At 50.7% G+C, this 26202-nt stretch carries 27 protein-coding genes; 25 read left to right on the top strand and 2 right to left on the bottom strand.

What is annotated here, in order from left to right; all coding sequences use genetic code 11:
* The first annotated feature begins 13 nt into the window (after positions 1 to 13).
* Complete coding sequence (locus KTR07_RS04530; protein ID WP_103877595.1) at positions 14 to 1123, top strand: FecR family protein; 1110 nt, start codon at positions 14 to 16, stop codon at positions 1121 to 1123.
* 97 nt (positions 1124 to 1220) lie between these two features.
* Here KTR07_RS04530 and KTR07_RS04525 read toward each other — a convergent pair whose 3' ends face one another.
* Positions 1221 to 1676 carry a hypothetical protein gene (locus tag KTR07_RS04525; RefSeq protein WP_008767310.1) on the bottom strand — a complete coding sequence of 152 codons (456 nt, stop codon included), beginning with the start codon at positions 1674 to 1676 and terminating at the stop codon, positions 1221 to 1223.
* A 425-nt stretch (positions 1677 to 2101) separates the two neighbouring features.
* Between KTR07_RS04525 and KTR07_RS04520 the strand changes: the two genes are divergently transcribed.
* From KTR07_RS04520 to KTR07_RS04405, 24 genes are all read left to right on the top strand, one after another.
* Complete coding sequence (locus KTR07_RS04520; protein ID WP_004320429.1) at positions 2102 to 3247, top strand: site-specific integrase; 1146 nt, start codon at positions 2102 to 2104, stop codon at positions 3245 to 3247.
* 199 nt (positions 3248 to 3446) lie between these two features.
* Complete coding sequence (locus KTR07_RS04515; RefSeq protein ID WP_005679961.1) at positions 3447 to 4151, top strand: hypothetical protein; 705 nt, start codon at positions 3447 to 3449, stop codon at positions 4149 to 4151.
* Positions 4152 to 4330: 179 nt separating this feature from the next.
* Positions 4331 to 4726 (top strand): helix-turn-helix domain-containing protein, encoded by a 396-nt coding sequence (locus KTR07_RS04510; protein WP_004320431.1) that lies wholly within the window; start codon positions 4331 to 4333, stop codon positions 4724 to 4726.
* Positions 4704 to 5804, top strand: a complete 1101-nt coding sequence (locus tag KTR07_RS04505; RefSeq protein ID WP_007487638.1) for an AAA family ATPase — start codon at positions 4704 to 4706, stop codon at positions 5802 to 5804. Before KTR07_RS04510 ends, KTR07_RS04505 begins: the two co-directional genes overlap by 23 nt.
* A gap of 102 nt (positions 5805 to 5906) precedes the next feature.
* On the top strand, positions 5907 to 6794 hold the full coding sequence (locus KTR07_RS04500) for a toprim domain-containing protein (RefSeq protein ID WP_004320436.1): 888 nt from the start codon (positions 5907 to 5909) through the stop codon (positions 6792 to 6794).
* A gap of 243 nt (positions 6795 to 7037) precedes the next feature.
* Complete coding sequence (locus KTR07_RS04495) at positions 7038 to 7481, top strand: hypothetical protein (RefSeq protein WP_004320438.1); 444 nt, start codon at positions 7038 to 7040, stop codon at positions 7479 to 7481.
* 1 nt (position 7482) lies between these two features.
* Complete coding sequence (locus KTR07_RS04490; RefSeq protein WP_005679963.1) at positions 7483 to 7809, top strand: DUF4134 domain-containing protein; 327 nt, start codon at positions 7483 to 7485, stop codon at positions 7807 to 7809.
* 54 nt (positions 7810 to 7863) lie between these two features.
* Positions 7864 to 8241: a DUF4134 domain-containing protein gene (locus tag KTR07_RS04485; protein WP_004320444.1), complete on the top strand. Its 378-nt coding sequence runs from the start codon at positions 7864 to 7866 to the stop codon at positions 8239 to 8241.
* Between the two features lie 15 nt (positions 8242 to 8256).
* Positions 8257 to 8553, top strand: coding sequence for a DUF4133 domain-containing protein (locus KTR07_RS04480; protein ID WP_004320446.1), 297 nt, complete (start codon positions 8257 to 8259; stop codon positions 8551 to 8553).
* Between the two features lie 111 nt (positions 8554 to 8664).
* Positions 8665 to 11373: a hypothetical protein gene (locus KTR07_RS04475; RefSeq protein ID WP_004320448.1), complete on the top strand. Its 2709-nt coding sequence runs from the start codon at positions 8665 to 8667 to the stop codon at positions 11371 to 11373.
* A gap of 11 nt (positions 11374 to 11384) precedes the next feature.
* Positions 11385 to 13931 carry a hypothetical protein gene (locus KTR07_RS04470; RefSeq protein ID WP_004320450.1) on the top strand — a complete coding sequence of 849 codons (2547 nt, stop codon included), beginning with the start codon at positions 11385 to 11387 and terminating at the stop codon, positions 13929 to 13931.
* A complete protein-coding gene (locus KTR07_RS04465; RefSeq protein ID WP_004320452.1) occupies positions 13928 to 14653 on the top strand; it encodes a hypothetical protein in 726 nt (241 codons plus the stop codon). The genes KTR07_RS04470 and KTR07_RS04465 overlap by 4 nt, the downstream gene beginning before the upstream one ends.
* An 18-nt stretch (positions 14654 to 14671) precedes the next feature.
* Positions 14672 to 15439 carry a DUF5045 domain-containing protein gene (locus KTR07_RS04460; protein WP_004320453.1) on the top strand — a complete coding sequence of 256 codons (768 nt, stop codon included), beginning with the start codon at positions 14672 to 14674 and terminating at the stop codon, positions 15437 to 15439.
* 12 nt (positions 15440 to 15451) lie between these two features.
* Positions 15452 to 16585 carry a membrane protein gene (locus KTR07_RS04455; protein WP_008645383.1) on the top strand — a complete coding sequence of 378 codons (1134 nt, stop codon included), beginning with the start codon at positions 15452 to 15454 and terminating at the stop codon, positions 16583 to 16585.
* Between the two features lie 41 nt (positions 16586 to 16626).
* Positions 16627 to 17022 (top strand): hypothetical protein, encoded by a 396-nt coding sequence (locus KTR07_RS04450; RefSeq protein WP_004320474.1) that lies wholly within the window; start codon positions 16627 to 16629, stop codon positions 17020 to 17022.
* 3 nt (positions 17023 to 17025) lie between these two features.
* Entirely contained in the window at positions 17026 to 17640 is a 615-nt protein-coding gene (traK, locus tag KTR07_RS04445; RefSeq protein WP_004320476.1) for a conjugative transposon protein TraK, read from the top strand.
* Positions 17641 to 17652: 12 nt separating this feature from the next.
* Entirely contained in the window at positions 17653 to 18033 is a 381-nt protein-coding gene (locus tag KTR07_RS04440; RefSeq protein WP_004301338.1) for a hypothetical protein, read from the top strand.
* Between the two features lie 10 nt (positions 18034 to 18043).
* Positions 18044 to 18526: a DNA N-6-adenine-methyltransferase gene (locus KTR07_RS04435; RefSeq protein ID WP_004320479.1), complete on the top strand. Its 483-nt coding sequence runs from the start codon at positions 18044 to 18046 to the stop codon at positions 18524 to 18526.
* Positions 18527 to 18533: 7 nt separating this feature from the next.
* The gene (gene traM / locus KTR07_RS04430; RefSeq protein WP_005680011.1) at positions 18534 to 19685 is read left to right on the top strand and encodes a conjugative transposon protein TraM; all 1152 of its coding nucleotides are present in this window, start codon (positions 18534 to 18536) and stop codon (positions 19683 to 19685) included.
* A gap of 11 nt (positions 19686 to 19696) precedes the next feature.
* Complete coding sequence (locus tag KTR07_RS04425) at positions 19697 to 20482, top strand: site-specific DNA-methyltransferase (protein WP_004320483.1); 786 nt, start codon at positions 19697 to 19699, stop codon at positions 20480 to 20482.
* A 37-nt stretch (positions 20483 to 20519) separates the two neighbouring features.
* Complete coding sequence (traN, locus tag KTR07_RS04420; RefSeq protein WP_004320485.1) at positions 20520 to 21371, top strand: conjugative transposon protein TraN; 852 nt, start codon at positions 20520 to 20522, stop codon at positions 21369 to 21371.
* Complete coding sequence (locus tag KTR07_RS04415) at positions 21368 to 21880, top strand: hypothetical protein (protein WP_004320486.1); 513 nt, start codon at positions 21368 to 21370, stop codon at positions 21878 to 21880. The genes traN and KTR07_RS04415 overlap by 4 nt, the downstream gene beginning before the upstream one ends.
* 25 nt (positions 21881 to 21905) lie before the next feature.
* A complete protein-coding gene (locus tag KTR07_RS04410; RefSeq protein WP_004320488.1) occupies positions 21906 to 22562 on the top strand; it encodes a hypothetical protein in 657 nt (218 codons plus the stop codon).
* A gap of 28 nt (positions 22563 to 22590) precedes the next feature.
* Positions 22591 to 24777 carry a type IV secretory system conjugative DNA transfer family protein gene (locus KTR07_RS04405; protein ID WP_004320491.1) on the top strand — a complete coding sequence of 729 codons (2187 nt, stop codon included), beginning with the start codon at positions 22591 to 22593 and terminating at the stop codon, positions 24775 to 24777.
* 87 nt (positions 24778 to 24864) lie between these two features.
* On the opposite strand, the gene KTR07_RS04400 is transcribed toward KTR07_RS04405, so the two are convergent.
* On the bottom strand, positions 24865 to 26079 hold the full coding sequence (locus KTR07_RS04400; protein ID WP_004320495.1) for a PDDEXK nuclease domain-containing protein: 1215 nt from the start codon (positions 26077 to 26079) through the stop codon (positions 24865 to 24867).
* Positions 26080 to 26202: the final 123 nt, after the last annotated feature.

Raw genomic sequence — 26202 nt, 5'->3', positions numbered from 1 at the left:
AGGAGGACACGCTATGGAAGAAAAAGAAAAACGTACCAGCAAAGAAGAAGGTTCCGGCTACGGACTGACAGCAGACAACGACAGTTGCAGGCTGGCAGACAGCGATAGTTCTGAACCGACAGACAGCAACAGTTGCGAACCGGCAGACAGCAACAGTTGTGGACTGGCAACGGACAACCAAACCCCATTCTCTGAAAACGCAGAAATACGCCGTCTGCAAAATGCCTTTGGTGAAGCGTTGGGTGATCTGCCTCTGCCGGACGAAGTCCGGGAAGAATGGAGCACATTCCTGCAACGGCAGGCACAGCAGAAACGCAAACTTTATCTCCGCATCTGTCTATCCGGTGGTGTGGCAGCAGCCATTGCCCTGTTATTGTTACTTTGGTCCCCTTGGCACATCACAGACAAGGACGGCATCCTGCAGAACATCGAAATCTTCACCGCCCTCCATGCACCGGAACAAATTACCACTATCGAAGAGAACGGCAGAATCATCGTATCTACCCCGCCCGCCACAACCACCCGCCTCACATTGGAGGACGGAAGTCACGTCCTTTTAAGTGCAAACAGCCGTCTGGAATACCCCAAAGAGTTTTCCTCTCAGGGAAGCCGCACCGTAAACCTCACCGGAGAAGCACGCTTCGAAGTAACCAAAGACGCCCACCGCCCCTTCATCGTCTCTGCCGATAAAATGCAGACACAAGTGCTGGGCACCGTATTCGACGTAAATGCCTATCCCGGCAATGCCCCCGCCGTCACCCTGTATCAAGGACGAGTAAAGGTCGGCAAAGCAGCCTCTCCCATTGAGAAAGAAATAGTACCCGGACAATGTGCCACACTGACCACAAGCGGCGACATTCGTCTGGCGAAAGCCACACGGACAGAAAAAGAAGGATGGACCAAAGATGAGTTTTATTATGACAACACCGAAATGATAACCGTACTGCAAAATATAGGGACCTGGTATAATATCAGCGTCATCTGCCATTCTGCAGACCTTTTACACAAACGAGTCCATTTCCGTTTCAGCCGGAATGTTCCGATAAAGACTCTACTGAATGTACTGAATGATTTAGGCATCGCACACTTCCAGTATAAAGATAAACAAATAGTAGTAGAATAAACACAATCACTTCCTGGCGAAAAAACGAGCTTTCATCTGTCATCTTTCACCATTGGTCGTCAAACTCCTTATTCATCGGAGCTTCCGATGAGGCTGACTAAAAGTCGGTAGTATCTCTATTCTCCTCCTTCCTGAAGGAGGAGAATAGAGATAGCATACGCAATATGGCACCATAAAAAACAGAAATCCCTCTTCTCCGGATATTGTTCTTCCTGCTCAATCCGTTCTTCTTCTCCCTTGTACAAAAGCCCTTCACCAACTTCGAACGTATTTCTTCTGTCTCGCATAGCTCACACCTATTCTGCACATAGGTACGTGTCAATACCAAACGAATGATTTCCCGATTCGGACAGAAGCATTCATCTTTAGCCAAAGCAGCCAGCACCACATCCAGCAGGCAAAGGGTACATCGTAATTCTGTTTCCGATAATCGGTCGATACTCTCAATCTGTCCAAAGCTGGGCCAGTTGTCTTTCAAAAAGGCAAGTTTATTGGTGGAGCTTTGTAAATCAAGCTTCATCAGGCAGGGACGGGGACAAGTAGAATCATTCATCACTACTATTTTTTATTTGTTTGTGTATTTGCGTATCTCCAAAAAGAAGGCGCAGAAACTATTACTATACTATCTCATGAGAGGCTCTGGCAAGCCCGCACTAGAATAATAAGCAATAGCTCCACGCCCATTGAGATATATAACAAATATATATACAATGTGGACGTGGAGACTGACCGCCTATTACCTGCTAGTGCTAAATGTGCCAGATTTACGCATTATATGTATAGAATGAAAACAACATCCAATAAATTGATAACAAATATCCTGTAAATCAAAGTTTTATAATCTTATTTTTATTTTCGGTTGTTTTCAGTACTTTCAGTAGATTGGCTCTTGTTTGGTGCAATTTTGTTTCTCATTTGTTTCTCAAATTCGATACTTATTCGTATATTTGCAGTAGAAAAAATGAGAAAGGAATCCCTATGGCACGAGTTAAGAATCATACAAAAGTCAAAGAGCCAATTCGTCTTCGGATGAAGTCGCTGAGCAATGGCAGCAAGAGCCTGTATCTGGATATATACCGCGACGGAAAGCGGACATATGAATACCTCAAGATGTATATTATCCCGGAAACGGATAGCAACTCCCGCAGGCAGAATCAGACGACAATGGACGCCGCCAATGCCATCAAGTCGAAGCGTATTATCGAACTGACCAGTAATGAGGCCGGGATTGTATTCCGTAAGGACAAGACTTTCCTGCTGGATTGGATGCAGGTTTATATGGAGGCTCAAGAGAGTGCCGGTAAGAAAGATGGCAGTCAAATCAAGATTGCCATGCGCATACTGAAAGACTATGCCGGAGAAATGGTCACACTGGATCAGATTGACGGGGACTTTTGTCGTGGCTACATCACTTATCTGCTGACGGAATATCATCCGAAAGGCAAGGACATATCGAACTACACGCTTCACAATTATTACCGTGCGTTGAACGGTGCGTTGAACTCTGCCGTCAGGAAGAAAAAGATGAAGGCCAACCCTTTCAACGAACTTGAGAAGTCGGAGAAAATCCGCAAGCCGGAGAGTATGCGGTCGTACATGACCATCGAAGAGGTACAGGCGTTGATTGACACTCCTATGCCCCACGAGGAATACGAGATTGTAAAATGCGCATATCTGTTCTCCTGCTTTTGCGGATTACGCATCAGCGATATAATCAAGCTGAAATGGAATGACGTGTTCGTTGACAGGGGACAGTACCGTTTGGCCGTGTCCATGAAAAAGACCAAAGAGCCTATTTACCTGCCCCTCTCTCCTGAAGCGTTGAAGTGGATGCCGGAACGTGGGGGCAAATCATCAGAAGATAATGTGTTCGACCTGCCGTCCGCCAATACAATCAGAATGCAGCTCAAACCTTGGGCGAAAGCAGCCGGAATCTCCAAGCGGTTCTCCTACCACACCAGTCGCCATACGTTTGCCACCATGATGCTGACGCTCGGAGCGGACTTATATACTGTCTCGAAGCTGCTCGGCCATGCCGATGTGAAAATGACACAGGTGTATGCCAAGATTATCAATAAGAAAAAGGACGAGGCTGTGAATCTTGTAAACGGTTTGTTTCACTAATTGAAGGCATTCTGTGGTCCATGTCTAATTTACAAACATATATTTACGGCATTTCTCCGGTTGTAAATGCAACCGAAGTTAATGCTTCCATCACATATTATAAACTCAAAAAGGTAAATCGACATGAAAAGACCTGAAGACGGCCTTCTCTCTTTTTGGAGGGAGCCAACACCTGCAGCACTTCGCTGCGGACAAGGATGTGGCGAATGAACTTTTCGCCCTGCTTACCGAAGCAAAAACAGTTTATCTCCACGATGTTGTGTTGGGTGGTAAACAGTACCACCGCTATGTGGACGATTTCGTAAACGGACACCGGTACATAGACTGTGACCATGCGGCCTGCCGGAACTGCCACGAAATGAACATCCACATTGTCAAGGGGCTGCTGACCGAGTGCGCCAGTTCCGTCCAGCCCTGCTTTGCCGCACCGGATTTCACGTTTAATGAGTGCATGAAGTTGAAACGGATGTATGACACCTCGGAATCGTTGTCTCCGCTTGGTCCGCCCCGTATCAACCGACCTGCGGCTCTCTCTCTTTCTTTTGGTTGTAATTTTACCCCGGAACAGATGAAAAGTATAGTGGCTTGCGCCAATACTTATCATCTGTTCTGTGTTTCTGTACGCATTGAAGACATGGAGGCTCTCTTCGCCTGCAAGAAGGGCTTTTCCATCCGCGTGAACAATATCCGCCGTGTGGTAATCCTGTTCGATGCGCTTCTTGAAAACTCGTTCATCCAATCTCGGTGGCAGAATGTTCTCGGCAAGGGCGCATTCCTGCAGTCCAAGGACGGGACACGCTCCGTTTCGGTGTCAACCCTGTCTTCCGCGCTGTCATCCATCAAGAACAACATGACATCGGTCGCATACAGCATCCGAAAGGTCATTGATCGGCTGAAAGAATGACAGAAAGTGACAAGAAGCGAAGTATGTGAAAGGTAAAAGCATGAGAGTTACAATGACACGTGCATAGTATCATTCCCCAAATCACGGCATCTTCGTTTACAGGACATACCTTTGACCTCCGTTAGCGCGCTGCATAACGGAGGTTTCATCTCCATTGTCAAAAATCAAACTGTGTTATTATGCCGAATAGAATGACATTCATGGAGCGGATGAGCGGACGGCTCGCCGCCATCGAATCGGTACTGAAGAAATTGGAACCGGTCGAAAGTCTCTTGGAGCGTATTACGCTGCTGGAAAATACCATCTTCACGACCAAGAGAGTTTTCACATTTCAGGAAGCCTGCATGTATATCGGGGTTTCTGAAAGTATGCTGTACAAGCTCACATCGAGCAAGGAGATACCGCACTACAAACCGCGCGGTAAAATGGTTTATTTCGCCAAGGAGGAATTGGACGAATGGCTGTTGCAGAATTATGAACCTACCATGAACGAGGCAGTGCGCAGGGTGACGGAAGCCGCCGCCACAGAACCGTTCCTTAACAAGAGACGCTATGGAAAACGAAAGAAGGATTGACCGCACAACCAGCATGGGGATGGATGAACACCGCCTGTCGGACATCCTCCATGCCTCGCAAATCAAGGCGACGGACATTTATGAGACCCCTCCGCAAATCATCTGGATAGATAACTCAACGATTGCCACGCTCGGCAATTTCAGTGCATCGACTGGCAAGGCGAAATCGAAAAAGACGTTCAACGTCTCTGCGCTTGTCGCCGCATCATTGGCGGGGAAACAAGTATTGAACTACCGTGCACATCTGCCCGAAGGCAAACAGCGTATTCTGTACGTCGATACGGAACAGAGCCGTTTCCATTGCCGCTCGGTATTGGAGCGTATATTGCGGCTGGCCGGGTTGCCCACGACGACCGATCCGGAGAATCTCGATTTTTTCTGCCTGCGTGAATATTCGCCGTCGGTGCGTATCGAGGTCATCGACTATGCGCTGCGCCAACAGAAAGGCTACGGACTGGTCATCATCGACGGCATTCGCGACCTGATGCTCGACATCAATAATGCCGGTGAATCGGTGGAAGTCATCAACCGGATGATGGAATGGTCTTCGAGATACGACCTGCACATCCACTGTGTGCTTCATTTGAACAAAGGGGACAACAACGTGCGCGGACATATCGGAACGGAGATGAGCAACAAGGCGGAGACCGTGCTGGTCATCAGCAAGAGTAACGAGAATCCCGGCATCAGCGAAGTCCATGCGCTCCATATCCGGGAAAAAGAGTTCAAGCCGTTTGCATTTACCATCAATGAAACAGGACTGCCCGTCATTGCGGAAGTACACTCGTTTGGCGAGCCCCCGAAGCCCAAGGCAAGAACGGGGTTTACGGAACTGAGCATCGAACAGCACCGCGAAGCTCTCTCTGCCGCATTCGGGGAAAAGCCCATCCGGGGATTCGACAACCTGCTGCAGAGCCTGATGGTCTCCTACGAGGCAATCGGGTTCAAACGCGGCCGGAGTGTCATGATAAAACTGATGCAATACCTGATAGACAACCTCAAGCTCATCATCAAACGGGACAAGTTGTTCTATTACGACATGACGCCTACCGAGGCCATGCTTTTTGATGAAGAATGAAGTCGTGCGCGGGCTTATATCATTTAGTTTACTTTAGTATTTATATATATAGGGGAAAAACTAAACTAAACCTTTTTTTGAAATCAAGTGAAAGAAAAATAGATGACCATAGCAGAAGCAAAACAAGTACGCATCGTGGATTTTCTGGCACAGCTCGGCCACCATGCACAGCATATAAAATCGGAACAATACTGGTACTTCTCACCGTTACGGAACGAGCGTACCCCGTCGTTCAAGGTGAATGACCGAATCAATGAATGGTACGATTTCGGCGAGGCGACCGGCGGCGACCTGGTGGAACTGGCAAAATACATTTGCCGGACGGACTGCGTGAGCGAGGCACTGGCGTATATCGAGAGGCTTGTGAATGGCGCATCACTACCGAGAACCCGTATGCCGACCGCTCCACCCCGACCGGTGGAGGCTGAAATGAAAGACGTGATCGTGATTCCACTCCGCCATCACGCCCTGTTCTCTTACCTCCAATCCCGGCTTATCGACGCGGACATCGGCCGTATGTATTGCAAGGAGGTGCATTATGAACTGCGAGGCCGTCATTATTTCGCTCTCGCATTCGGCAATACCTCCGGTGGTTACGAGGTGCGCAACGCCTATTACAAGGGATGCCTGAACAACAAGGACATCTCATTGATAAGACATCTGACAGAAGAGACACAGGAAAATGTCTGTGTTTTCGAGGGCTTCATGGATTTCCTTTCCTATATGACACTGAAACTGGCAGGCGACCGAACGGTCTGTCTTGCCATGCCATGCGACTACCTCGTGATGAACTCGGTAAACAACTTGAAAAAGACGCTGGCACGTTTACAGGAATATTCGGTCATCCACTGTTATCTCGACAATGACCTTGCCGGGCAGAGAACCACAGAGACCATTGCCGGGATGTATGATGGACGTGTCAGCGATGAATCCTGCCACTATGCGGAATACAAAGACCTGAACGATTACCTGCGCGGAAAGAAACGCTGATATTCAGTGTTCTCCTTTGCCACCTAAAGCTCTCCACCACGAGAGCTTTTTTTATGCCCCGATTTCTCCATTTCCCTCCATAGAGACTGCAATATAGTACGATTTAATAGTTCGATTTTTGGAAATTACATAAATCTCATTAACGAAATAGATGTTTAATGCTCAATTATTTTATGGTTTTATATTTCGTGCGTTTCTTTGCAAAATCATACTAATACAAATTTTAATATTCATACTAAATACATGAACTCATATTTCATTTTTGCCATCGTCCTGACGGTTGCCTACATCATTTACTACGCCGTCATCATAGCGCATGACATCTACGGGAAAAAGGGGACGGACAAACCGAACGAGGAAGTTTTCGACCTCGGCGCACCGGAAGAGGAAGAGAGTGTGGCTGTCACGGAAAGCGAGACCGGCTTCAGTATCGGTAGCGAGAACTACGAGACGGAAAGTACGGCTACCTCTTCCGAAACATCCCTTGAGGATGTCAAGGACAAACCGGGAACGGCGCAGGAGAAACTGGAACGGCTGAAGGCCGAGGCGGAGGAACAGATGGAAGAGACCACGCCTTACCTGTCGGACGCACGCACGTCGGAGGAGATGTACAAGGCTATGATTTCCAAGGGACGGTTAGACAACCGACCGGAAATAAAGTGGAACCCAATTCAAGACCGGTTGTGAGATGTCGAAAGCTAAAAAGATTCTATGTGCGCTGTGCCTCCCGTTCCCCTACACGACTTTTGCCAAAAGCGGCAGCGTGAACTATAGCTGGGGAGCGGATGCGTTGGCCACGATGCACGACTTCGTGGTGACGATGATGCTCTATGTCCAGTATATCTGTTGCGCTATCGCCGGAGTTTACGTCATCGTGTCCGTCTGTCAGATATACATCAAGATGAACACGGGCGAGGACGGCATCACCAAGTCGATAATGACGCTTGTAGGTGCGTGCCTGTTCCTGATCGGGGCATTCTATGTTTTCCCGGTTTTCTTCGGCTACCGCATATAACCTTACTTGTATCAGGTCGCAGACAAATAAAGTATTCACTAAAAAAGTAAACGTATGTTTCAGAAAACCAAACAACTGTGCCGCAAGGCATTCGGATTCGTCAACGGAATCCCTACCAAAGTAATGATGTTCTCCTTCATGCTGCTGTCCGGCATGGTGGCGAAAGCGCAGAACTCCGCAGGCGACTATTCCGCCGGTACGAGCGCATTATCCACTGTCGCGGAGGAGATTGCCAAGTATGTGCCTATTATGGTGAAATTGTGCTACGCCATTGCCGGCGTTGTGGCCATCGTGGGTGCAATCTCGGTATATATCGCCATGAACAACGAGGAGCAGGACGTCAAGAAGAAGATCATGATGGTCGTGGGAGCCTGTATCTTCCTCATTGCGGCGGCCAAGGCGTTGCCTCTGTTCTTCGGTATTGCCGCTTAAACATCAAGGATAAGTATGAAAGGCAAGGACGAACGCTATCCGGACTACCCGCTGTTCAAGGGACTGCAACGGCCTCTTGAGTTTTTGGGCATCCAAGGCCGGTATATATATTGGGCGGCGGTGACGACGTGCGGAGCCATTGTCGGCTTTGTCGCCGCCTACTGCCTGCTCGGTTTCATTGCCGGGCTTGTCGTGCTGGCAGCCGTCGTATCGGCCGGTATCGTGCTCATCCTCCTCAAACAGCGGAAAGGACTGCATAGCAAGAAGGTCGTTCCGGGTGTGTATGTGTATGCCCACTCGCGCAAGATCTGACGAAAGAAAAACCATCACGGCAATGTGCATGGCTTTATTGATTGTTGAACGCGGGCGGGTTTGTCTTGAAGCAAGGCGAACCTGCCCCTATTTAATTACACGTATATCGAAATGACCCTATACATCATTTTATGTTTTGTCGCTTTGTGCGCGGGTATGGCCTTGTCGGTCTATGCGTTCGGTACGGGCGGCAAGCGCAAGCGAATCTTTCAGGACATCTATTTCTCGGCGGAGGAAACGGACGGTGTGGGTGTGCTGTACACCAAGACCGGCGAATATTCCGCCGTACTTAAGATAGAGAATCCGGTACAGAAATATTCGGCGGACATTGACAGTTACTACGACTTCACACACTTGTTCACCGCCCTTGCGCAGACGTTGGGCGAAGGGTACGCCATCCACAAGCAGGACATCTTCGTCAGGAAACAGTTTGCGAGCGAACCGACTGACGGTCAGGAGTTCCTGTCTTCATCCTATTTTCGTTATTTCAAGGGACGTCCTTACACGGACAGCCTTTGCTACCTGACCATCACGCAAGAGGCGAAGAAAAGCCGTCTGTTCTCGTTCGATAGCAAAAAGTGGCGCGACTTCCTTGTGAAAATCCGTAAAGTACACGACCAGTTACGTGACGGCGGCGTACAGGCCAGATTCCTGAACAAAGCCGAAGCGAGCGAGTACGTCGATCGTTACTTCGCCATGAACTTCAAAGACCGCACCGTGTCGATGACGAACTTCAAGGCGGACGATGAAACCGTGTCGATGGGCGACAAACGCTGCAAGGTGTACAGCCTTGTGGACGTGGACTGTGCCGCACTGCCCTCACAGATACGTCCGTACACGAATATCGAGGTCAACAACACGGAAATGCCCGTCGATTTGGTGTCGGTGGTGGACAGCATCCCGAACGCCGAGACGGTGGTCTATAACCAAATCATCTTCCTGCCCAACCAGAAGCGTGAGCTGTCGCTGCTCGACAAAAAGAAGAACCGCCACGCGAGCATTCCCAATCCGAACAACCAGATGGCGGTCGAGGACATCAAGCGTGTGCAGGAAGTCATCGCCCGTGAGAGCAAGCAACTGGTATATACACACTTCAACATGGTGGTGGCCGTGTCTGCCGGTGCAGACCTGCAAAAGTGTACGAACCACTTGGAAAACGCTTTCGGGCGTATGGGTATCCATATCAGCAAGCGGGCATACAACCAACTGGAACTGTTCGTCGGTTCGTTTCCGGGCAACTGCTACACGCTCAATGAGGAATACGACCGTTTCCTGACCCTTTCCGATGCGGCGATGTGCCTGATGTACAAGGAGCGTGTGCTGCACAGCGAGGAAACGCCGCTGAAGATTTACTACACCGACCGTCAGGGCGTGCCGGTGGCTATCGACATCACGGGAAAAGAGGGAAAGAATAAACTGACTGATAATTCCAATTTTTTCTGTTTGGGGCCTTCGGGCAGCGGCAAGAGTTTTCATATGAACTCGGTCGTGCGCCAGCTCCATGAGCAGGGAACGGATGTGGTGATGGTCGATACGGGGAACTCATACGAGGGACTGTGCGAGTATCTGGGCGGCAAGTATATCTCCTATACCGAGGAACGGCCTATTACGATGAATCCGTTTCGCATCAACCGGGAGGAATACAATATCGAGAAGATAGACTTCCTCAAGAACCTTATCCTGATGATTTGGAAAGGGTCGGACAGCCAGATTCCCGAAATCGAGTTCCGCATTGTCGAGCAGATAATCATAGACTACTATGATGCCTATTTCAACGGATTTACAAGATACACCGACGAGCAACGGGAGGTACTGCTGAAAAACCTGTTTGCGGCGGCCAGCCGAAAGAACCCAAACAAACCACCCAGAGAGGTGGATGAGATGGTGCGCAAACAGATAGAGGTGCTTGAGGCACGGCGGGCGGCTCTCAAAGTGTCGGAACTGAACTTCAACTCATTCTTTGACTACTCATTCGACCGTCTGGAGCAGATCTGCACCGAAAATGACATCACGACAATCAGCTACTCGACCTATTCGACCATGCTGCAGCCGTTCTACAAGGGAGGCGCATATGAGAAGATTCTCAATGAGAATGTGGATTCGGCACTGTTTGACGAGACATTCATCGTCTTTGAAGTGGATGCAATCAAGGAAAACAAGAAACTGTTTCCCATTGTCACACTGATTATCATGGACGTGTTCCTGCAGAAAATGCGCATCAAGAAGACCCGTAAAGTCCTTGTCATCGAAGAGGCGTGGAAGGCCATTGCCAGCCCGCTCATGGCGGAATACATCAAGTTCATGTACAAGACCGCCCGTAAGTTTTGGGCTTCTGTCGGCGTGGTGACGCAGGAGATACAGGACATCATCGGCAGCGAAATCGTGAAGGAGGCCATCATCAACAACTCGGACGTGGTGATGCTGCTTGACCAGAGCAAGTTCAAGGAACGCTTTGACGAAATCCGAAAGATTCTTGGTCTGACCGAGGTGGATTGCAAGAAGATATTTACCATCAACCGCTTGGAGAACAAGGATGGGCGCAGCTTCTTCCGCGAAGTGTTTATCCGTCGGGGGACGACCAGCGGCGTGTACGGCGTGGAAGAGCCGCACGAGTGCTACATGACCTACACGACCGAACGGGCGGAAAAGGAGGCACTGAAGCTTTACAAGAAGGAACTTCGGTGCAGCCATCAGGAAGCTATCGAGGCATATTGCCGGGACTGGGATGCCAGCGGTATCGGGAAGGCCCTGCCTTTTGCACAAAAAGTAAACGAGACGGGGCGTGTGCTCAACCTCCGTCCCGTGCATGAATCCAAATAAACATTGCAGCCATGAAACGACTACTCCTTATCCTGACCATCGCCTCGGTCACACTCTGCCAGACGGTTCACGCCCAGTATTACAGCGTGAACTACGACACCCGTACCGTTGCGGCGATGGTGGCTGCCTTCGGTACGGAAGCGGTCGCCGAAGGGTACTACCGGGAGCAGGTCGATGACGTCCTCAAGCACTACACGGCAGCGGAGGTCGCTACCGCCGGGATATTCGCGGCCAAGTTCTTGGAGCATAAAGCCCTGAGCGACCTCGGCATCTGGAACAGCCGTACGGAAAACTACTACTACCGGCGCATCTACCGGATGGTGGCGGAGAAAATCATGCCCAAGATATGGGTGGTGGCGAAGCAGATGCTCCATTCGCCGCAAACGGCTATCTATTGGGGCAGTTACCTGATGAAAGTCTGCGATGATACCAAAAGTCTGTGTATGCAGTTCGAGAGCGTGGTGACCAACAGCACGCTGACCTTTTCGGACATCGCCTTTCTCGAAATCAATCCGGAAATTGCCCCCTTGCTGAAACTCTCCGAAACGGGAAACATCGACTGGCAGCGGATGATGGACAACTTCGCCCGCATACCGGGCAACTTCACCCACGAGAACCTGAAAAGCGACCTCGACAACCTTTATAACACGGGGGTCGGCCTTGCAACGGCAGGCATTGCCAATCTTGGTGACGCCCTGTTGCAAAGCAGCTCGTTCCATGACCTGCTGGGTGGAAAGGTTGAAGAAATCGGCAACCTGTATGAACACTACGGGAGTCTATTCGAGCAGGCGGAACATGACATCAGCGGCTTGCTGATTGACATGGTGGGTGGTCCGGACAACGTGGCCGGTCTGTTCAACTTCAGCAACTACAACCTCACGGCATGGATGACCGACTACCTGGACGAAGCGATGGGGAACTATTACACGCAGCGGTGGTACATTGCCCGGCGTGACCAAGGGAGCGTATCGCTGTGCGACTACTATCCTCCGACGGACGACAACAGCATCCTGAACGGGGGCGCATGGGTGCGGTTCAACACGAGCGACCCGAATTTCTATCCTGATGCCTCGCAACGGGAACAGGTACTTGCCAACTCGGAAGGATATGCCGGTTGGTCAAGAAACCGCGTGCAGCAGTTGAACAACCAGAACGACGGGTTCAGCTACAGCATCAACTATTGGATGAGTGCCTATATCATCAGCAAGAAAAACAAGCAGACCAAAAAGGCATACGCATACGAAATCCATGTGAGCAAAAACTGGAACAAAGAAGAGGTCGTCTATGAGGAAGTCTTCGATTCCTACTCGATGGACTTGAACACGTTTCGGGCGCAACTGAATGTCCGGCTTGCGGAGTTCAACGAGAACGAGGACGGCTACACCTATTATATATCTTCCGGTGCGCGGAACTATTACCAAGCAACGGACGCAGCCAAATTGAAGGGATGCGAGAGCGTGACCATCAGCGTGACCTGTTCCGACGGGGTTACGCTCGGACAAGGCTCGACACAGTACAAGTGCCGCAAGTGCGGCAGCTCGTTGAATGCCCACACCAAGGAGTGCGCCATGCAGACCTCGGTGACGGAAAACGACCTCGACCTTTCGGAACTGGACGCGCTATTGAACGAGGCGAACAGCCAAGCGGCCAATATTGAAGCGCAAATCGGGGCATTGGAAAACGAGAACGCTGTCCTGCTGAAGAAAATCAGTACGGCGAGCATTGAGGATGCGGCGAATTACCGGCAGCAGTACAACGCGAACAAGACACGGATAGACCGTCTGAAAGGAGAACTCGCGGAATGGAAGAAGAAACAGTCCGACTATGCCCAAGCAAAGTCGGATGCCGCAGACGACAACAGCGTGGCGACGGATGACTATTACCGCATCCCTGCCATCATGCAGGACTGCAAGGCGGCATACGGTCTTACTTGGCAGGACGGCGGAGCATGGAACGGCTACTCGTATGTACGCAAGGCGACCATGCCGAATATCAACGGTATCATCACATTCAGGGCTACGGTCTCCATTGCCCGCAAGCCGAAATATTTTCTCGGCATAAAAATACACCGTACCATTATCCAAATCAAGTGGGAACTCACTTCGGAATATACGGACACACACGTCGCTGACGTGCTGACCCTTGATCCGGGACTTTCGGATGCGGAAAAGGCTAAACTGGTAAACGACCGGATAGCCGAAATCGCCCGTGAACATCCGTCCTGTAAAATCACGACGGAATACGCCCGCAGCGCACCGACGGAAGAAACGCCATCAGGCGACGTGTACCATCTGCTGTGGTCAAGCGACCGCCTTGAGATAGCGCGAGAGGTGGACAGCAGAATCACCAAGATATATGCCGACTTGGTATCGCTGGAAAAGATGATGCACTACAAGCGGAGCATCCTTGACGTGATGAAGGATGTGCAGCCCGGACTGGACACGGACGAAGGCCGTAGGCTGACACTCGTGGAGGAATGCCATGACCGCTGGGTGGAGAATGCACGGACGCTTCGGAGCGGCAACAGCAGGAATAGCAGAAAGGAGGTACGGCCATGAAACGTACCATACAGATTGCCGTCGTGCTGTTCGCCCTGCTGCCCGGTATCGCCAAGGCGCAGTGGACTTTCGATATAGTCTCCGTCGAAGCCTACATCAACGACCACAAGAAGCAGCGCAGCCTGCTGTTGGCTCGTAGCACCTTGGAGTACAGCAACAAGCTGTTGCACGAGTACAGCTGTAAAGAAATTGGGGACTATAAAGAGTTGAATATTGACCTTGACAAATACACCCGTGCGTTCGATGCCATCGACGTCATGTACCAGTCGTTGCGCACGGTGTTGAACGTCAAGAATACCTATACATCGGTCAGCGACCGTATCGGCGACTATAAATCGTTGTTGGAGGATTTCAATGCGAAGATCTTGAAACGTGGACGCATCGAATCCGCAGATACCCTGATTATCTCCATCAATGCGAGGGGGCTGAGGGCGATTGCCCGTGAGGGGGAACAGCTCTACAAGTCCGTGAGCGACCTCGTGCTGTATGCCACCGGAGCGGCAGCCTGCTCGACCTCCGACCTGCTGATGGTGTTGGAGGCCATCAACCGCTCATTGGACAACATCGAGCGGCATCTGAACCGGGCCTATTTCGAGACATGGCGGTACATTCAAGTGCGCATCGGCTATTGGAAAGCAAAGGTATATCGCTCCCGCACCATGCGGGAGATTCTCGATGACGCCTTCGGGCGTTGGCGCGGAGCCGGAAGACTGGATTATTAACGACAAAAAGAGAAGAATATGAACAGAAAACTATTACTCATGGCAGTGGCGGTCACCGTAACGACAGCCGTACACGCACAGTATGTAACGTACAACCATGATTCGCCGAAGCAGAATCAGGTAACGGTCATGGAAACCGGTACGGGCGCACTCTCGCCCGACCTCTATTATTCCGTGCTGCACAACAAATACAAGAAGTCGGCGGCGGCCAAAAACAAGCTCTCGTTCCGCACACTTGCCGGTATCAATCTCTACAACCAGGTGGACGAAGCGGAAGCCATTGATTCGGCTTTGGTCAAGCGGGCGAAGGTCGAGGCGTTGAACGTTGCCGACCGGCAGGCGGACATCGCGTGGCTTGCCGAGGGCGATAAGGTCAGCAGACAGATGGACCGGTTCCGGCGCAACATCGACCGTATTCTCCTGTCCGGCGGTACTCCGGCCGACAAGGAACGGTGGACGGAATACTACCACGTCTATCAGTGCGCCATCAACGCCACGAAAGACGCCTATATGCCAAACGCCCAGCGAAAGAAGGAGTATCTGCGCATCTACGAGGATGTGGCACGGCAGAACGAGATTTTAGTGAGCTACCTCGCCAAGCGTCAGAACGCAACGGCAACAAGCACACTGCTGAACGCAACGGACAACCGTACCCTGCATAAGGGCGGCATTGTCCGCAATGCCATGAGCCGGTGGCAGGAATCACGCCTTGCGGTGCGTGGCTCGCAATCGGGCGGCAACGGAAACGGCGAAGATGACAACGAGAGTGTAAACAGAGGGAAATAAAAAGACAGGGCTATGGCAAACGGAGATATACTTTCGGATTTCGGCATCAACCTGTTGGAGGAGGAAATAGATGATGTCATCTTTCAGACCAACGAGTTTCTGACGGACGCGACTTTTACCGGTGCGCAGGGTCCTTTTTGGTGGATATTGCAGATGTGCATGGCACTCGCGGCACTGTTCTCCATCGTCATGGCGGCAGGTATCGCCTACAAGATGATGGTAAAGCACGAGCCGTTGGACGTTATGAAGCTGTTTAGGCCGCTTGCCGTGTCGATTATCATCTGCTGGTGGTATCCGCCTGCGGACACGGGTATGGCGGGGAGCCGGAACAACTGGTGTTTTCTGGACTTTCTGTCCTACATCCCGAATTGCATCGGGTCGTACACCCATGACCTGTACGAAGCTGAAGCTTCACAGATATCGGACAGGTTCGAGGAAGTTCAACAGCTCATCCATGTGCGTGACACGATGTACACGAACCTGCAGGCGCAGGCGGATGTCGCCCACACGGGCACATCCGATCCCAACCTGATAGAGGCGACAATGGAGCAGACCGGCGTGGACGAAGTGACGAGCATGGAAAAGGATGCGGCGAAGTTGTGGTTCACGTCTTTGACGGCAGGAGTCATCGTGGGGATAGACAAAATCATCATGTTGATTGCTCTCGTGGTGTTCCGAATCGGTTGGTGGGCAACGATTTACTGCCAACAAATCCTGTTGGGAATGCTGACGATTTTCGGACCGATACAGTGGGCGTTCAGCATCCTGCCGAAATGGGAAGGTGCTTGGGCGAAGTGGCTGACACGCTATCTGACGGTGCATTTCTACGGGGCGATGCTCTATTTCGTGGGCTTCTATGTGCTGCTGCTCTTTGACATTGTATTGTGCATCCAAATCGAGAACCTGACGGCGATAACCGCCAGCGAGCAGACGATGGCTGCCTACCTGCAAAACTCGTTCTTCTCGGCAGGCTACCTGATGGCGGCTTCGATTGTAGCCCTCAAGTGCCTGAACCTTGTTCCGGACTTGGCGGCATGGATGATACCGGAGGGCGACACGGCATTCTCTACCCGAAACTTCGGCGAGGGCGTGGCACAGCAGGCGAAGATGACGGCAACCGGAGGGTTGGGCGGCATCATGAGATAATCCGCAAAAGATAATATAAACCCAATAAAAATCATAACAACATGAAATTGCAAGAGAAAATCAAAAGTTGGTGCAAGGATGAGAAATTCATGTCCTTTGCACAGGAACGAGCGAGAAAAGAGGTTTGCGAGGTGACGGAAAACCACCGCATCGACCCGCAGTATGAAGAACTGGACGAAGCCTTCGAGTACGACGACCGGTACATCGCCCCCTTGGTGACGTACCTGACGTACAAGCTGCGTCTTGCCCTGCTGCAGCGGAACGCAGGTAAGCGCAAAAGAGGAATCTGGTGGGTGCTTGTCCACGTGGAGATGCAGGGCTATTACGTGGAGATATTCTCGGCGGAGTTCGAGAATCTTTTGACGGAACTTCGGGATGCGGTCATACCCATGCTGCACACGGAATATGTACAGATGTTGAACGGTAAAAGGGAATAACCGATGGTCATCAAGAATTTGGAAAACAAAATAAGACTGGTGGGCATCATCTGTACCGCTTTTCTCGTGGGATGTGTCATCATCAGCTTGTCAAGTATCTGGACAGCCCGGACGATGGTCTCGGATGCGCAGAAGAAGGTGTATGTGCTGGACGGCAACGTGCCTATCCTCGTGAACCGCACGACAATGGACGAAACGCTTGACATGGAAGCTAAAAGCCATGTGGAAATGTTCCACCATTATTTTTTCACGTTACCGCCAGATGACAAATACATCCGCTATACGATGGAAAAAGCGATGTATCTGGTGGATGAGACGGGGTTGGCACAATACAACACGCTCAAGGAAAAGGGTTTCTACTCCAACATTTTGGGTACGAGTTCGGTGTTCTCCATCTATTGTGACAGCGTGGCTTTCAACAAGGAGAAGATGGAGTTCACTTACTACGGACGGCAACGCATTGAGCGGCGGAGCAACATCCTCATGCGGGAACTGGTCACGGCGGGGCAACTTAAGCGTGTGCCCCGAACAGAAAACAACCCGCACGGATTGCTTATCGTGAACTGGCGAACCCTGCTGAACAAGGACATCGAACAGAAAACGAAGATCAACTACTAAACAACGGAGTTTATGAATATCAAGGGATTCAGGCGGATGCTCTTCGGTGAAAAGATGCCGGACAAGAACGATCCGAAATACAAAGACCGTTACGAGCGGGAGGTGTCCGCCGGACGAAAGTTCGCCCAAGCGACACGCATTGACAAGGCTGCCGCCAAGGTGCAGGGATTCGCCAACGCGCACCGGATACTTTTTCTGGTCATCGTCTTTGGTTTCGCTATCGGAGGGTTCACTTGGAACATCTATCGCATTACAATGGCATACCGCAACAGCCGGCCGACACGCACGGCGACGGAAATGCAGGATTCGGTGCTACGGGAAAGACACAAGAGGCTGCAAGGGGGTGAAATAAGGGAAAATCGGAACGAGAACAAGAAATATGAACCGCAATAAAGGAGTGCTTATGAATACACGATTTGAAAAATCAGTCCGCTCGTCGGACGAATGGTACACCCCGAAGGAGGTGTTGAAAGCGTTAGGCAGGTTCGACCTTGACCCTTGCGCCCCTATCCGTCCGTTGTGGCCGACCGCCGAAGTCATGTATGACCGGAACATGGACGGATTGTCCCTGAAATGGGAAGGGCGTGTATGGCTCAATCCTCCGTACTCGCGTCCCCTTATCGAACAGTTTGTCCGAAAGCTGGCGGAACACGGCAACGGCATCGCGCTGTTGTTCAACCGTTGCGATTCCAAAATGTTTCAGGACGTCATTTTCGAGAAAGCGACGGGCATGAAATTCCTGCGCCACCGCATCCGGTTTTACCGCCCGGACGGAACACGCGGCGATTCTCCCGGTTGCGGCAGCATCCTGATCGCATTCGGAGTGGAAAACGCAGAAGTGCTGAAAAACTGCAGCATTGAAGGCAAGTATGTACAACTCAATTAAAAGATGTATGATGAAGATATTTGATAAAATCAATTTCAGGGAGCCGAAGTATATGCTTCCGGCTGTCCTGTATATCCCGCTTCTGGTTGCATCGTACTTCATCTTCGACCTGTTTCATACCGAAACGGCGGAGATTCCGGACAAGACGCTGCAGACAACGGAGTTTTTGAACCCCGATTTGCCGGATGCCCGGCTTAAAGGCGGTGACGGCATAGGCAGCAAGTACGAGAACATGGCCAAATCATGGGGTAAGATACAGGATTACTCCGCAGTGGATAACATAGAACGAGATGAACCCGATGACAACAAGGAAGAATATGAATCGCAATACACGGTGGACGACATCGCCTTGCTCGATGAGCAACAGCAGGAAAAGGCTGCGGCAGCGCAAATTGCCGATGCCAAGACACGCGAGCAAGAAGCTCTCGCGGAACTGGAGAAAGCCCTTGCCGAAGCAAGGTTGAGAGGACGCAATGAGGTATTACCGGCGACCGATACGGACAGTACCGCATCGGCGCAACCCCCGACGGCAACCATAGAGGTCAAGGGAAAAATAGAGGAAGAGAGCCGTTCGGTAAAAGCCCCGTCAGAGAACGAACCGCCCAGCGAAGTGGTACGCAAGGTAAAGACGGCTTCGGATTACTTCAATACGCTTGCGGTCAATGCCCGTGAACCGAAACTGATAAAGGCCATTATCGACGAGGACATCAAGGCGGTGGACGGCTCGCGTGTGCGGTTGCGTCTGCTCGACGACGTGGAGATCAACGAGTGCGTGGTCAAACGAGGGTCGTATCTGTATGCCACCATGAGCGGCTTCTCGTCGGGGCGTGTGAAGGGGAACATCACCAGCATTCTCATCGAGGACGAACTGGTGAAGGTCAGCCTGTCCCTTTACGACACGGACGGCATGGAAGGGCTTTATGTACCGAACAGCCAGTTCCGGGAAACGAGCAAGGATGTGGCAAGCGGTGCGGTGTCGGGGAATCTGAACATGAATACCGGCAGTTACGGCAACAGTCTCTCGCAATGGGGAATGCAAGCCGCTACGAATGCCTACCAGAAAACGAGCAATGCCATCGGCAAAGCTATCAAAAAAAATAAGGTAAAGCTGAAATACGGCACTTTCGTCTATCTGGTGAACGGACGTGAGAAACAGTAAAAACGGAAGCCATGATAGAGATTGACAACATATATAATATGGACTGTATCGAGGGTATGAAGCTCATGGCGAACGGCAGTGTCGATGCCGTGATAGCGGATTTGCCTTACGGCGTGTTGAACCGTAGCAACAAGGCGGCACACTGGGACAGGCAGATACCGCTCGAAGCGTTGTGGAAACAGTACCGCAGGATCACCAAGCCGGGAAGCCCCGTTATCCTCTTTGCGCAGGGCATTTTCTCGGCGCAACTCATGCTCTCGCAACCCCGGATGTGGCGGTATAACCTCGTGTGGCGGAAAGACCGGGTAACGGGTCACCTGAATGCCAACCGGATGCCGCTACGCCAGCATGAGGACATCATCGTGTTCTACGACCGTCAGCCGGTATATCATCCTCAAATGACGCCGTGTCCACCGGAACGGAGGAATCATGGACGCCGCAAGACGGACGGTTTCACGAACCGCTGTTACGGTGAAATGAAACTGGCTCCGGTGCGTGTTGCCGAAGACAAGTACCCGACCTCTGTCATTTCCATACCCAAGGAACACAAGACAGGAGCATTCTATCATCCGACACAGAAGCCGGTAGCCTTGATAGAGTACCTGATACGTACCTATACCAACGAGGGCGATGTGGTGCTGGACAACTGCATCGGTTCGGGTACGACCGCCATTGCCGCCATCCGCACGGGGCGGCATTACATCGGATTCGAGATTGAACCGACGTATTGCGAAATTGTCGGACGACGGATTCGGGAGGAACTGGAACGTGGTCATGGATTAAAGAAAGCGAAATAAGGGAAATAAAGAAATAAACAATATCAACAGAAACGATATGAACAAGAAAATAATTGTAACTGCATTTCTTCTGGCGGCAGGACTTTTTGCCACACGGAACGCACAGGCTCAGCGTACATACGAAGAGATGGAACGGCTGACTGTCAATGAACAGGTAACGACCGTCATCACAGCCACGGAACCGGTCCGCTTCGTGGATATTTCCACAGACAAGGTGGCGGGCGACCAACCCATTGAGAACATCATCCGGTTGAAGCCCAAAGAGACGGGACACGAGGACGGTGAAGTGCTGGCCATCGTCACCATCGTAACGGAACGCTATCGCACGCAGTATGCACTCATCTACACCACGCGGATAAGCGAGGCGGTGGCAGACAAGGAAATTCAGCTACAGGAACGGGATGCCTACAACAATCCTACGGTCTCGATGTCCACAGCCGACATGGTGCGTTTTGCAAGACGGGTGTGGAACTCGCCCGCGAAAATCCGCAACGTGGCGACCAAGGCGCACCGAATGGTAATGCGCCTGAACAATATTTACTCGGTGGGCGACTATTTCTTCATCGACTTTTCCATCGAGAACAAAACGAACATCCGTTTCGACATCGACGAGATACGGGTGAAACTGTCGGACAAGAAACTTTCGAAGGCAACCAACGCGCAGACCATCGAGCTGACGCCTGCCCTGGTATTGGAACACGGCAAGACGTTCAAGCACGGCTACCGGAACGTGATTGTCGTGAAAAAGATGACCTTTCCGAACGACAAGCTGCTGACCATCGAAATGACGGAACAACAAATCAGCGGGCGCAATATCAGCCTGAACATTGACTACGAGGATGTGCTGTCGGCCGATTCATTTAACACCGCTTTATTGGAGGAGGAATGACGATGAAAAAGACGATAATACTGATGCTTGCCTGCATGTGCGTCTTCATGAATGCAAGTGCGCAGCGTAACAGCGGCCGCCTCTCGCTTGGAGTGGGATTGCTGTATGAGAACGGCATGGACGTAACGCTTGCTTACGAACATGAAATGAACTACCGCCATGCGTGGGAGTTTTTCGCCAACGGCTATCTGAAATGGACGGAATGTAAATCTTGCGGTCATATTTGTCCGGAATCCTTCTGGCGCAACTATCGCACTTACGGTTTCGGTGTGGCGTACAAACCTTGTGTGGTGCGTGGACGCAACCATTACGGCAACTTGCGTATCGGAGCTTCGGCAGGGAGCGACACGAACAAGTTTCTTGCCGGAATCCATGTGGGTTACGAGCACAATTATGTGCTGCGGTCGGGATGCACACTGTTCTGGCAGGTAAAGAGTGACATGATGATAAAAGGGGCGGATTTGCTGCGGACAGGTATCGTGCTGGGGGTGAAACTGCCGATAAAATAAAGGAAAAACAAAAAACGAAAATAACATGATACGAAAGATTCAATGGTTTGCAATGGCAGTGACGGCGGTATTGTGCGCTGCCTGTGACGCCCATATCGACGTACCTGATACGGCGGTACGTCCGGGACATATTCTCTGCGAGGACGGTACGGCTTTATCCTACGTACAGTATGAACAGTCGGGAAAACGGGCAATAGCGGTTGTCTTCGATACCGAACACCGTGAAGGTACGGAAGGGAACGGCTATGCGGTTTACCTGTGGGACATTGCTCCGGCAGCTTTTGCCGACAGCCTCGGTGTCGCACAAGGGACGTCGGCCGACATCGAGGCTTTGGACGGGAACATGAACACCTTTGCGCTGTACGACACACGGGAGACGGCTTCGCCTATGGCGGAAGCGGTCTTTGACCTGTGGCGGTACGGACAGAGTGCCTATATCCCGTCGGTGGCACAGATGCGGCTGCTGTATGCCGTCCGGGAAACCGTCAATCCTGTCATCGAACGGTGTGGCGGCCATCCGCTGCCGTTGGATGAAAACGACTGCTGGTACTGGACATCGACGGAGGTAACCGGACAGGAAACGGCGAAAGCGTGGCTTTACTCGACAGGAAGCGGTGCGATGCAGGAGACCCCGAAGACACAGGCGCACAAGGTGCGGCCGATTATCACACTGAACAGGTAGGAACGAAAAGAGGGAAAGGACAAAGACAATGGAAGAAAGCAAGGAACTACAAGGATTTTACAAAATATTCCGTGCGGTCATCTATATCTCCGTGCTGATGGAGTTCTTCGAGTATGCCATAGACCTTGCCATGCTCGACCACTGGGGCGGCATATTGATTGATATACACGGGCGCATCAAGCGATGGATGATCTATAACGACGGCAACCTCGTGTATAGTAAGATAGCGACCTTCCTACTCATCTGCATCACTTGTATCGGCACACGCAACAAAAAACACTTGGAGTTTGACGCACGCAGGCAAGTGTTATATCCACTTATCTGCGGATTGTTCTTGATTGTGTTCTCCGTGTGGCTGTACCATCATACGATGGAAACGAGGCTCTACACCCTGCCGCTGAACATCATCTTCTATATGGCGGCTACGCTGGTCGGTGTGATATTGGTGCATATCGCATTGGATAACATCTCGAAGTTCATCAAGGAGGGACTGGGTAAAGACCGGTTTAACTTCGAGAATGAAAGTTTCGAGCAGAGCGAAGAGAAGGATGAGAACCAGTATAGCGTGAATATACCGATGCGGTACTATTACAAAGGTAAATTTCGCAAGGGATGGGTGTCGATAAGCAACTGTTTCAGAGGAACATGGGTGGTTGGAACTCCAGGTAGCGGTAAGACGTTCAGTATCATAGAACCGTTCATCCGCCAACATAGTGCCAAGGGCTTCGCGATGGTGGTCTATGACTACAAATTTCCGACACTTGCCACTAAACTTTACTATCATTACAAGAAAAACCAGAAGCTCGGCAAAGTGCCAAAAGGATGCAAGTTCAACATCATCAACTTCGTGGATGTGGAGTACAGCAAACGGGTGAACCCCATTCAGGCAAAGTACATCAATAATCTTGCGGCGGCGAGCGAAACGGCGGAAACCCTGTTGGAATCCCTGCAGAAAGGCAAGAAAGAGGGAGGCGGAGGCAGTGACCAGTTCTTTCAGACTTCTGCCGTGAACTTTCTTGCCGCCTGTATCTACTTTTTCGTGAACTACGAGCGGGAACCCTACGATGCAAACGGAAAGAAACTGTATGCGGAGAAACGGCAAGATCCGCAGACGAAGTTCTGGAAGCCGACGGGTGTCGTTCGTGACCGTGAGGGTGGCAGCATCGTGGAACCTGCCTATTGGCTTGGAAAATACTCGGATATGCCGCATATCCTTTCATTTCTCAATGAGAGCTACCAGACTATTTTTGAGGTACTTGAGACGGACAACGAGGTCGCGCCGTTGCTCGGCCCGTTCCAAACGGCCTTCAAAAACAAGGCGATGGAACAGTTGGAAGGTATGATAGGTACGCTGCGTGTCTATACCAGCCGTTTGGCTACAAAGGAATCTTACTGGATATTCCACAAGGATGGGGACGATTTCGACCTGAAAGTTAGTGACCCCAAGTCACCCAGTTATCTGCTGATAGCCAACGATCCGGAAATGGAAAGTATCATCGGAGCGTTGAACGCTCTGATATTGAACCGTCTCGTTACCCGTGTGAACACCGGGCAGGGGAAAAATATTCCGGTCAGCATCATCGTGGATGAGCTACCGACACTGTATTTCCACAAGATAGACCGACTGATAGGTACGGCGAGAAGCAACAAGGTAAGCGTAACGCTGGGTTTTCAGGAGTTGCCGCAGTTGGAGGCTGACTACGGAAAAGTGGGAATGCAAAAAATCATCACGACAGTGGGCAACGTGGTAAGCGGTTCAGCTCGCGCAAAAGAGACACTGGAATGGTTGTCGAATGACATTTTCGGCAAGGTGGTACAGGTCAAAAAGGGCGTGACGATCGACCGGGACAAAACGAGTATCAATCTCAATGAGAACATGGACAGTCTTGTACCCGCCTCGAAAATTTCGGATATGGCGACGGGATGGATTTGCGGACAGACGGCACGTGATTTCGTGAAGACGAAAACCGGTACGGGAGGCTCGATGAACATTCAGGAGTCGGAAGAGTTCAAGACTACAAAGTTCTTCTGCAAGACGGATTTCGATATGAGGGAGATAAAAGCGGAGGAAGCGGCCTATGTACCGCTACCGAAGTTCTACACTTTCAAGTCGAGGGAGGAACGGGAACGCATCTTGTATAAAAATTTCATACAAGTCGGACAGGATGTAAAAGACATGATAGCGGATGTACTGAACAAGCGTGGGGCGAAATAAATCAAAATCCCTGCAATAATTTACGTGGTTATTGCAGGGATTTTTGTATTCCATTCAGCTACCCGAAATCTTGCGGACATAAATGAATCATCTGACAGTTTCCGATTTGGAATCGTTTTCCGACAGCAGATTTTGTAATTTGTCGATGTCCGGTAGAGTCTTGCGCAAATTTTCCGGCATTTCTTGGGCTGTGCGGTATGTCGCCACGCCCATAGGCTTATCATAGTCGCGCACCATGATTTCGACAAATTGGCGGTTGGCATCCTGACATAGGACAATACCGATTGAAGGGTTCTCGTGCGGTTTCTTGTCGGTCATATCATATACAGTCAGATAACCGCTAAGCTGTCCGAGATAATTCGGGCGGAACTTGCCCCGTTTCAATTCCACGATTACGCTGGCATTCAGTTCTCTGTTGAAGAATACAAGGTCAGCAAACATTTCCTCTCCGGCAACTATCAGGCGATGCTGACTGTCGATAAAAGTGAAGTCGTTTCCAAAACGGAGAATGAACTGCTTGATATTGGTTACGATTTGGTTTTCGATGACCTTTTCGTTCCAGTCCTGTTCGCGTTCTCCCACATTCTCCAGATTAACCATTTCGAGCATATACTCATCCTTGAACGCCAATGTCGCTTTTACGGCATAAATGGCTTCGGGCAGCACTTGAAGGAAGTTGCTCGGCAAAGATCCGCGATTTGAATAGATGTCTTCTTTCAAGTAATTTTTGAGAGAGGATAGCGACCACGCATTTTGAGCGGCACAATGGATATAGAACAATCGTTCTGCGATGTCTTTTGAACGAGTCAGGATTTCAATATGATGTGAAAAGCTAATCTTGACAAAATCGTCCCAGGTAAATTCGGTATTGACCGGTTGCCCGATAAGTTGCAGCAGTAGATGCTCGTCAATATCCAATTCGCCCAACGCTGTTGGATGAATTAAAGCCGTACCCTTTTCCGACGAATGGTTTTCCAATTCGCCCAACACTGTTGGACGAATTAAAAACGTCCTCCATTCCTCATAGAATGAGCGCATCCGTTTCAACCCCGATTCAGAAAAGCCGTGCAGACCGGGCAACTCCCGTTGAAGGAGCTTTGATATGGTAGGCAATGCTTTAGTACCCCAACAGCCGATGCGGGAATTTTCAGACACGAATTTCCCCACTCCAAAATACAACGAGAGAGTTTCTTTGTTGACCGCAGCCGCACTTCTATACCGGCAGCGTTCGATGGCATGTTTGATTATCTCTACTGCCTCTGCATATTGTGTATAATCCGATGGGATAACTTGTTGTTCCATATACATACGTTTTTGTGCCGCAAAGGTACGAAAAATACGGGATATACAGGGCAGAATGCCAACATATTATAGTGCCGTGTGGGTCTTATTCGGTATTTTTAGCGTTCCGGTTTCCTGCACTCG

It is taken from the genome of Bacteroides sp. MSK.20.82 (genome assembly GCF_019052485.1).
Lineage (GTDB): Bacteria > Bacteroidota > Bacteroidia > Bacteroidales > Bacteroidaceae > Bacteroides > Bacteroides thetaiotaomicron.
This window is presented reverse-complemented; position numbering and strand designations above follow the sequence as displayed.

What these genes read in the sequence shown, in the direction of transcription:
- KTR07_RS04530 (WP_103877595.1), top strand. Translation starts at nt 14, where the DNA reads ATGGAAGAAAAAGAAAAACGTACCAGCAAAGAAGAAGGTTCCGGCTAC.
- KTR07_RS04525 (WP_008767310.1), bottom strand. Translation starts at nt 1,676, where the DNA reads ATGAATGATTCTACTTGTCCCCGTCCCTGCCTGATGAAGCTTGATTTA.
- KTR07_RS04520 (WP_004320429.1), top strand. Translation starts at nt 2,102, where the DNA reads ATGGCACGAGTTAAGAATCATACAAAAGTCAAAGAGCCAATTCGTCTT.
- KTR07_RS04510 (WP_004320431.1), top strand. Translation starts at nt 4,331, where the DNA reads ATGCCGAATAGAATGACATTCATGGAGCGGATGAGCGGACGGCTCGCC.
- KTR07_RS04505 (WP_007487638.1), top strand. Translation starts at nt 4,704, where the DNA reads ATGGAAAACGAAAGAAGGATTGACCGCACAACCAGCATGGGGATGGAT.
- KTR07_RS04500 (WP_004320436.1), top strand. Translation starts at nt 5,907, where the DNA reads ATGACCATAGCAGAAGCAAAACAAGTACGCATCGTGGATTTTCTGGCA.
- KTR07_RS04495 (WP_004320438.1), top strand. Translation starts at nt 7,038, where the DNA reads ATGAACTCATATTTCATTTTTGCCATCGTCCTGACGGTTGCCTACATC.
- KTR07_RS04490 (WP_005679963.1), top strand. Translation starts at nt 7,483, where the DNA reads ATGTCGAAAGCTAAAAAGATTCTATGTGCGCTGTGCCTCCCGTTCCCC.
- KTR07_RS04485 (WP_004320444.1), top strand. Translation starts at nt 7,864, where the DNA reads ATGTTTCAGAAAACCAAACAACTGTGCCGCAAGGCATTCGGATTCGTC.
- KTR07_RS04480 (WP_004320446.1), top strand. Translation starts at nt 8,257, where the DNA reads ATGAAAGGCAAGGACGAACGCTATCCGGACTACCCGCTGTTCAAGGGA.
- KTR07_RS04475 (WP_004320448.1), top strand. Translation starts at nt 8,665, where the DNA reads ATGACCCTATACATCATTTTATGTTTTGTCGCTTTGTGCGCGGGTATG.
- KTR07_RS04470 (WP_004320450.1), top strand. Translation starts at nt 11,385, where the DNA reads ATGAAACGACTACTCCTTATCCTGACCATCGCCTCGGTCACACTCTGC.
- KTR07_RS04465 (WP_004320452.1), top strand. Translation starts at nt 13,928, where the DNA reads ATGAAACGTACCATACAGATTGCCGTCGTGCTGTTCGCCCTGCTGCCC.
- KTR07_RS04460 (WP_004320453.1), top strand. Translation starts at nt 14,672, where the DNA reads ATGAACAGAAAACTATTACTCATGGCAGTGGCGGTCACCGTAACGACA.
- KTR07_RS04455 (WP_008645383.1), top strand. Translation starts at nt 15,452, where the DNA reads ATGGCAAACGGAGATATACTTTCGGATTTCGGCATCAACCTGTTGGAG.
- KTR07_RS04450 (WP_004320474.1), top strand. Translation starts at nt 16,627, where the DNA reads ATGAAATTGCAAGAGAAAATCAAAAGTTGGTGCAAGGATGAGAAATTC.
- traK (WP_004320476.1), top strand. Translation starts at nt 17,026, where the DNA reads ATGGTCATCAAGAATTTGGAAAACAAAATAAGACTGGTGGGCATCATC.
- KTR07_RS04440 (WP_004301338.1), top strand. Translation starts at nt 17,653, where the DNA reads ATGAATATCAAGGGATTCAGGCGGATGCTCTTCGGTGAAAAGATGCCG.
- KTR07_RS04435 (WP_004320479.1), top strand. Translation starts at nt 18,044, where the DNA reads ATGAATACACGATTTGAAAAATCAGTCCGCTCGTCGGACGAATGGTAC.
- traM (WP_005680011.1), top strand. Translation starts at nt 18,534, where the DNA reads ATGATGAAGATATTTGATAAAATCAATTTCAGGGAGCCGAAGTATATG.
- KTR07_RS04425 (WP_004320483.1), top strand. Translation starts at nt 19,697, where the DNA reads ATGATAGAGATTGACAACATATATAATATGGACTGTATCGAGGGTATG.
- traN (WP_004320485.1), top strand. Translation starts at nt 20,520, where the DNA reads ATGAACAAGAAAATAATTGTAACTGCATTTCTTCTGGCGGCAGGACTT.
- KTR07_RS04415 (WP_004320486.1), top strand. Translation starts at nt 21,368, where the DNA reads ATGACGATGAAAAAGACGATAATACTGATGCTTGCCTGCATGTGCGTC.
- KTR07_RS04410 (WP_004320488.1), top strand. Translation starts at nt 21,906, where the DNA reads ATGATACGAAAGATTCAATGGTTTGCAATGGCAGTGACGGCGGTATTG.
- KTR07_RS04405 (WP_004320491.1), top strand. Translation starts at nt 22,591, where the DNA reads ATGGAAGAAAGCAAGGAACTACAAGGATTTTACAAAATATTCCGTGCG.
- KTR07_RS04400 (WP_004320495.1), bottom strand. Translation starts at nt 26,079, where the DNA reads ATGGAACAACAAGTTATCCCATCGGATTATACACAATATGCAGAGGCA.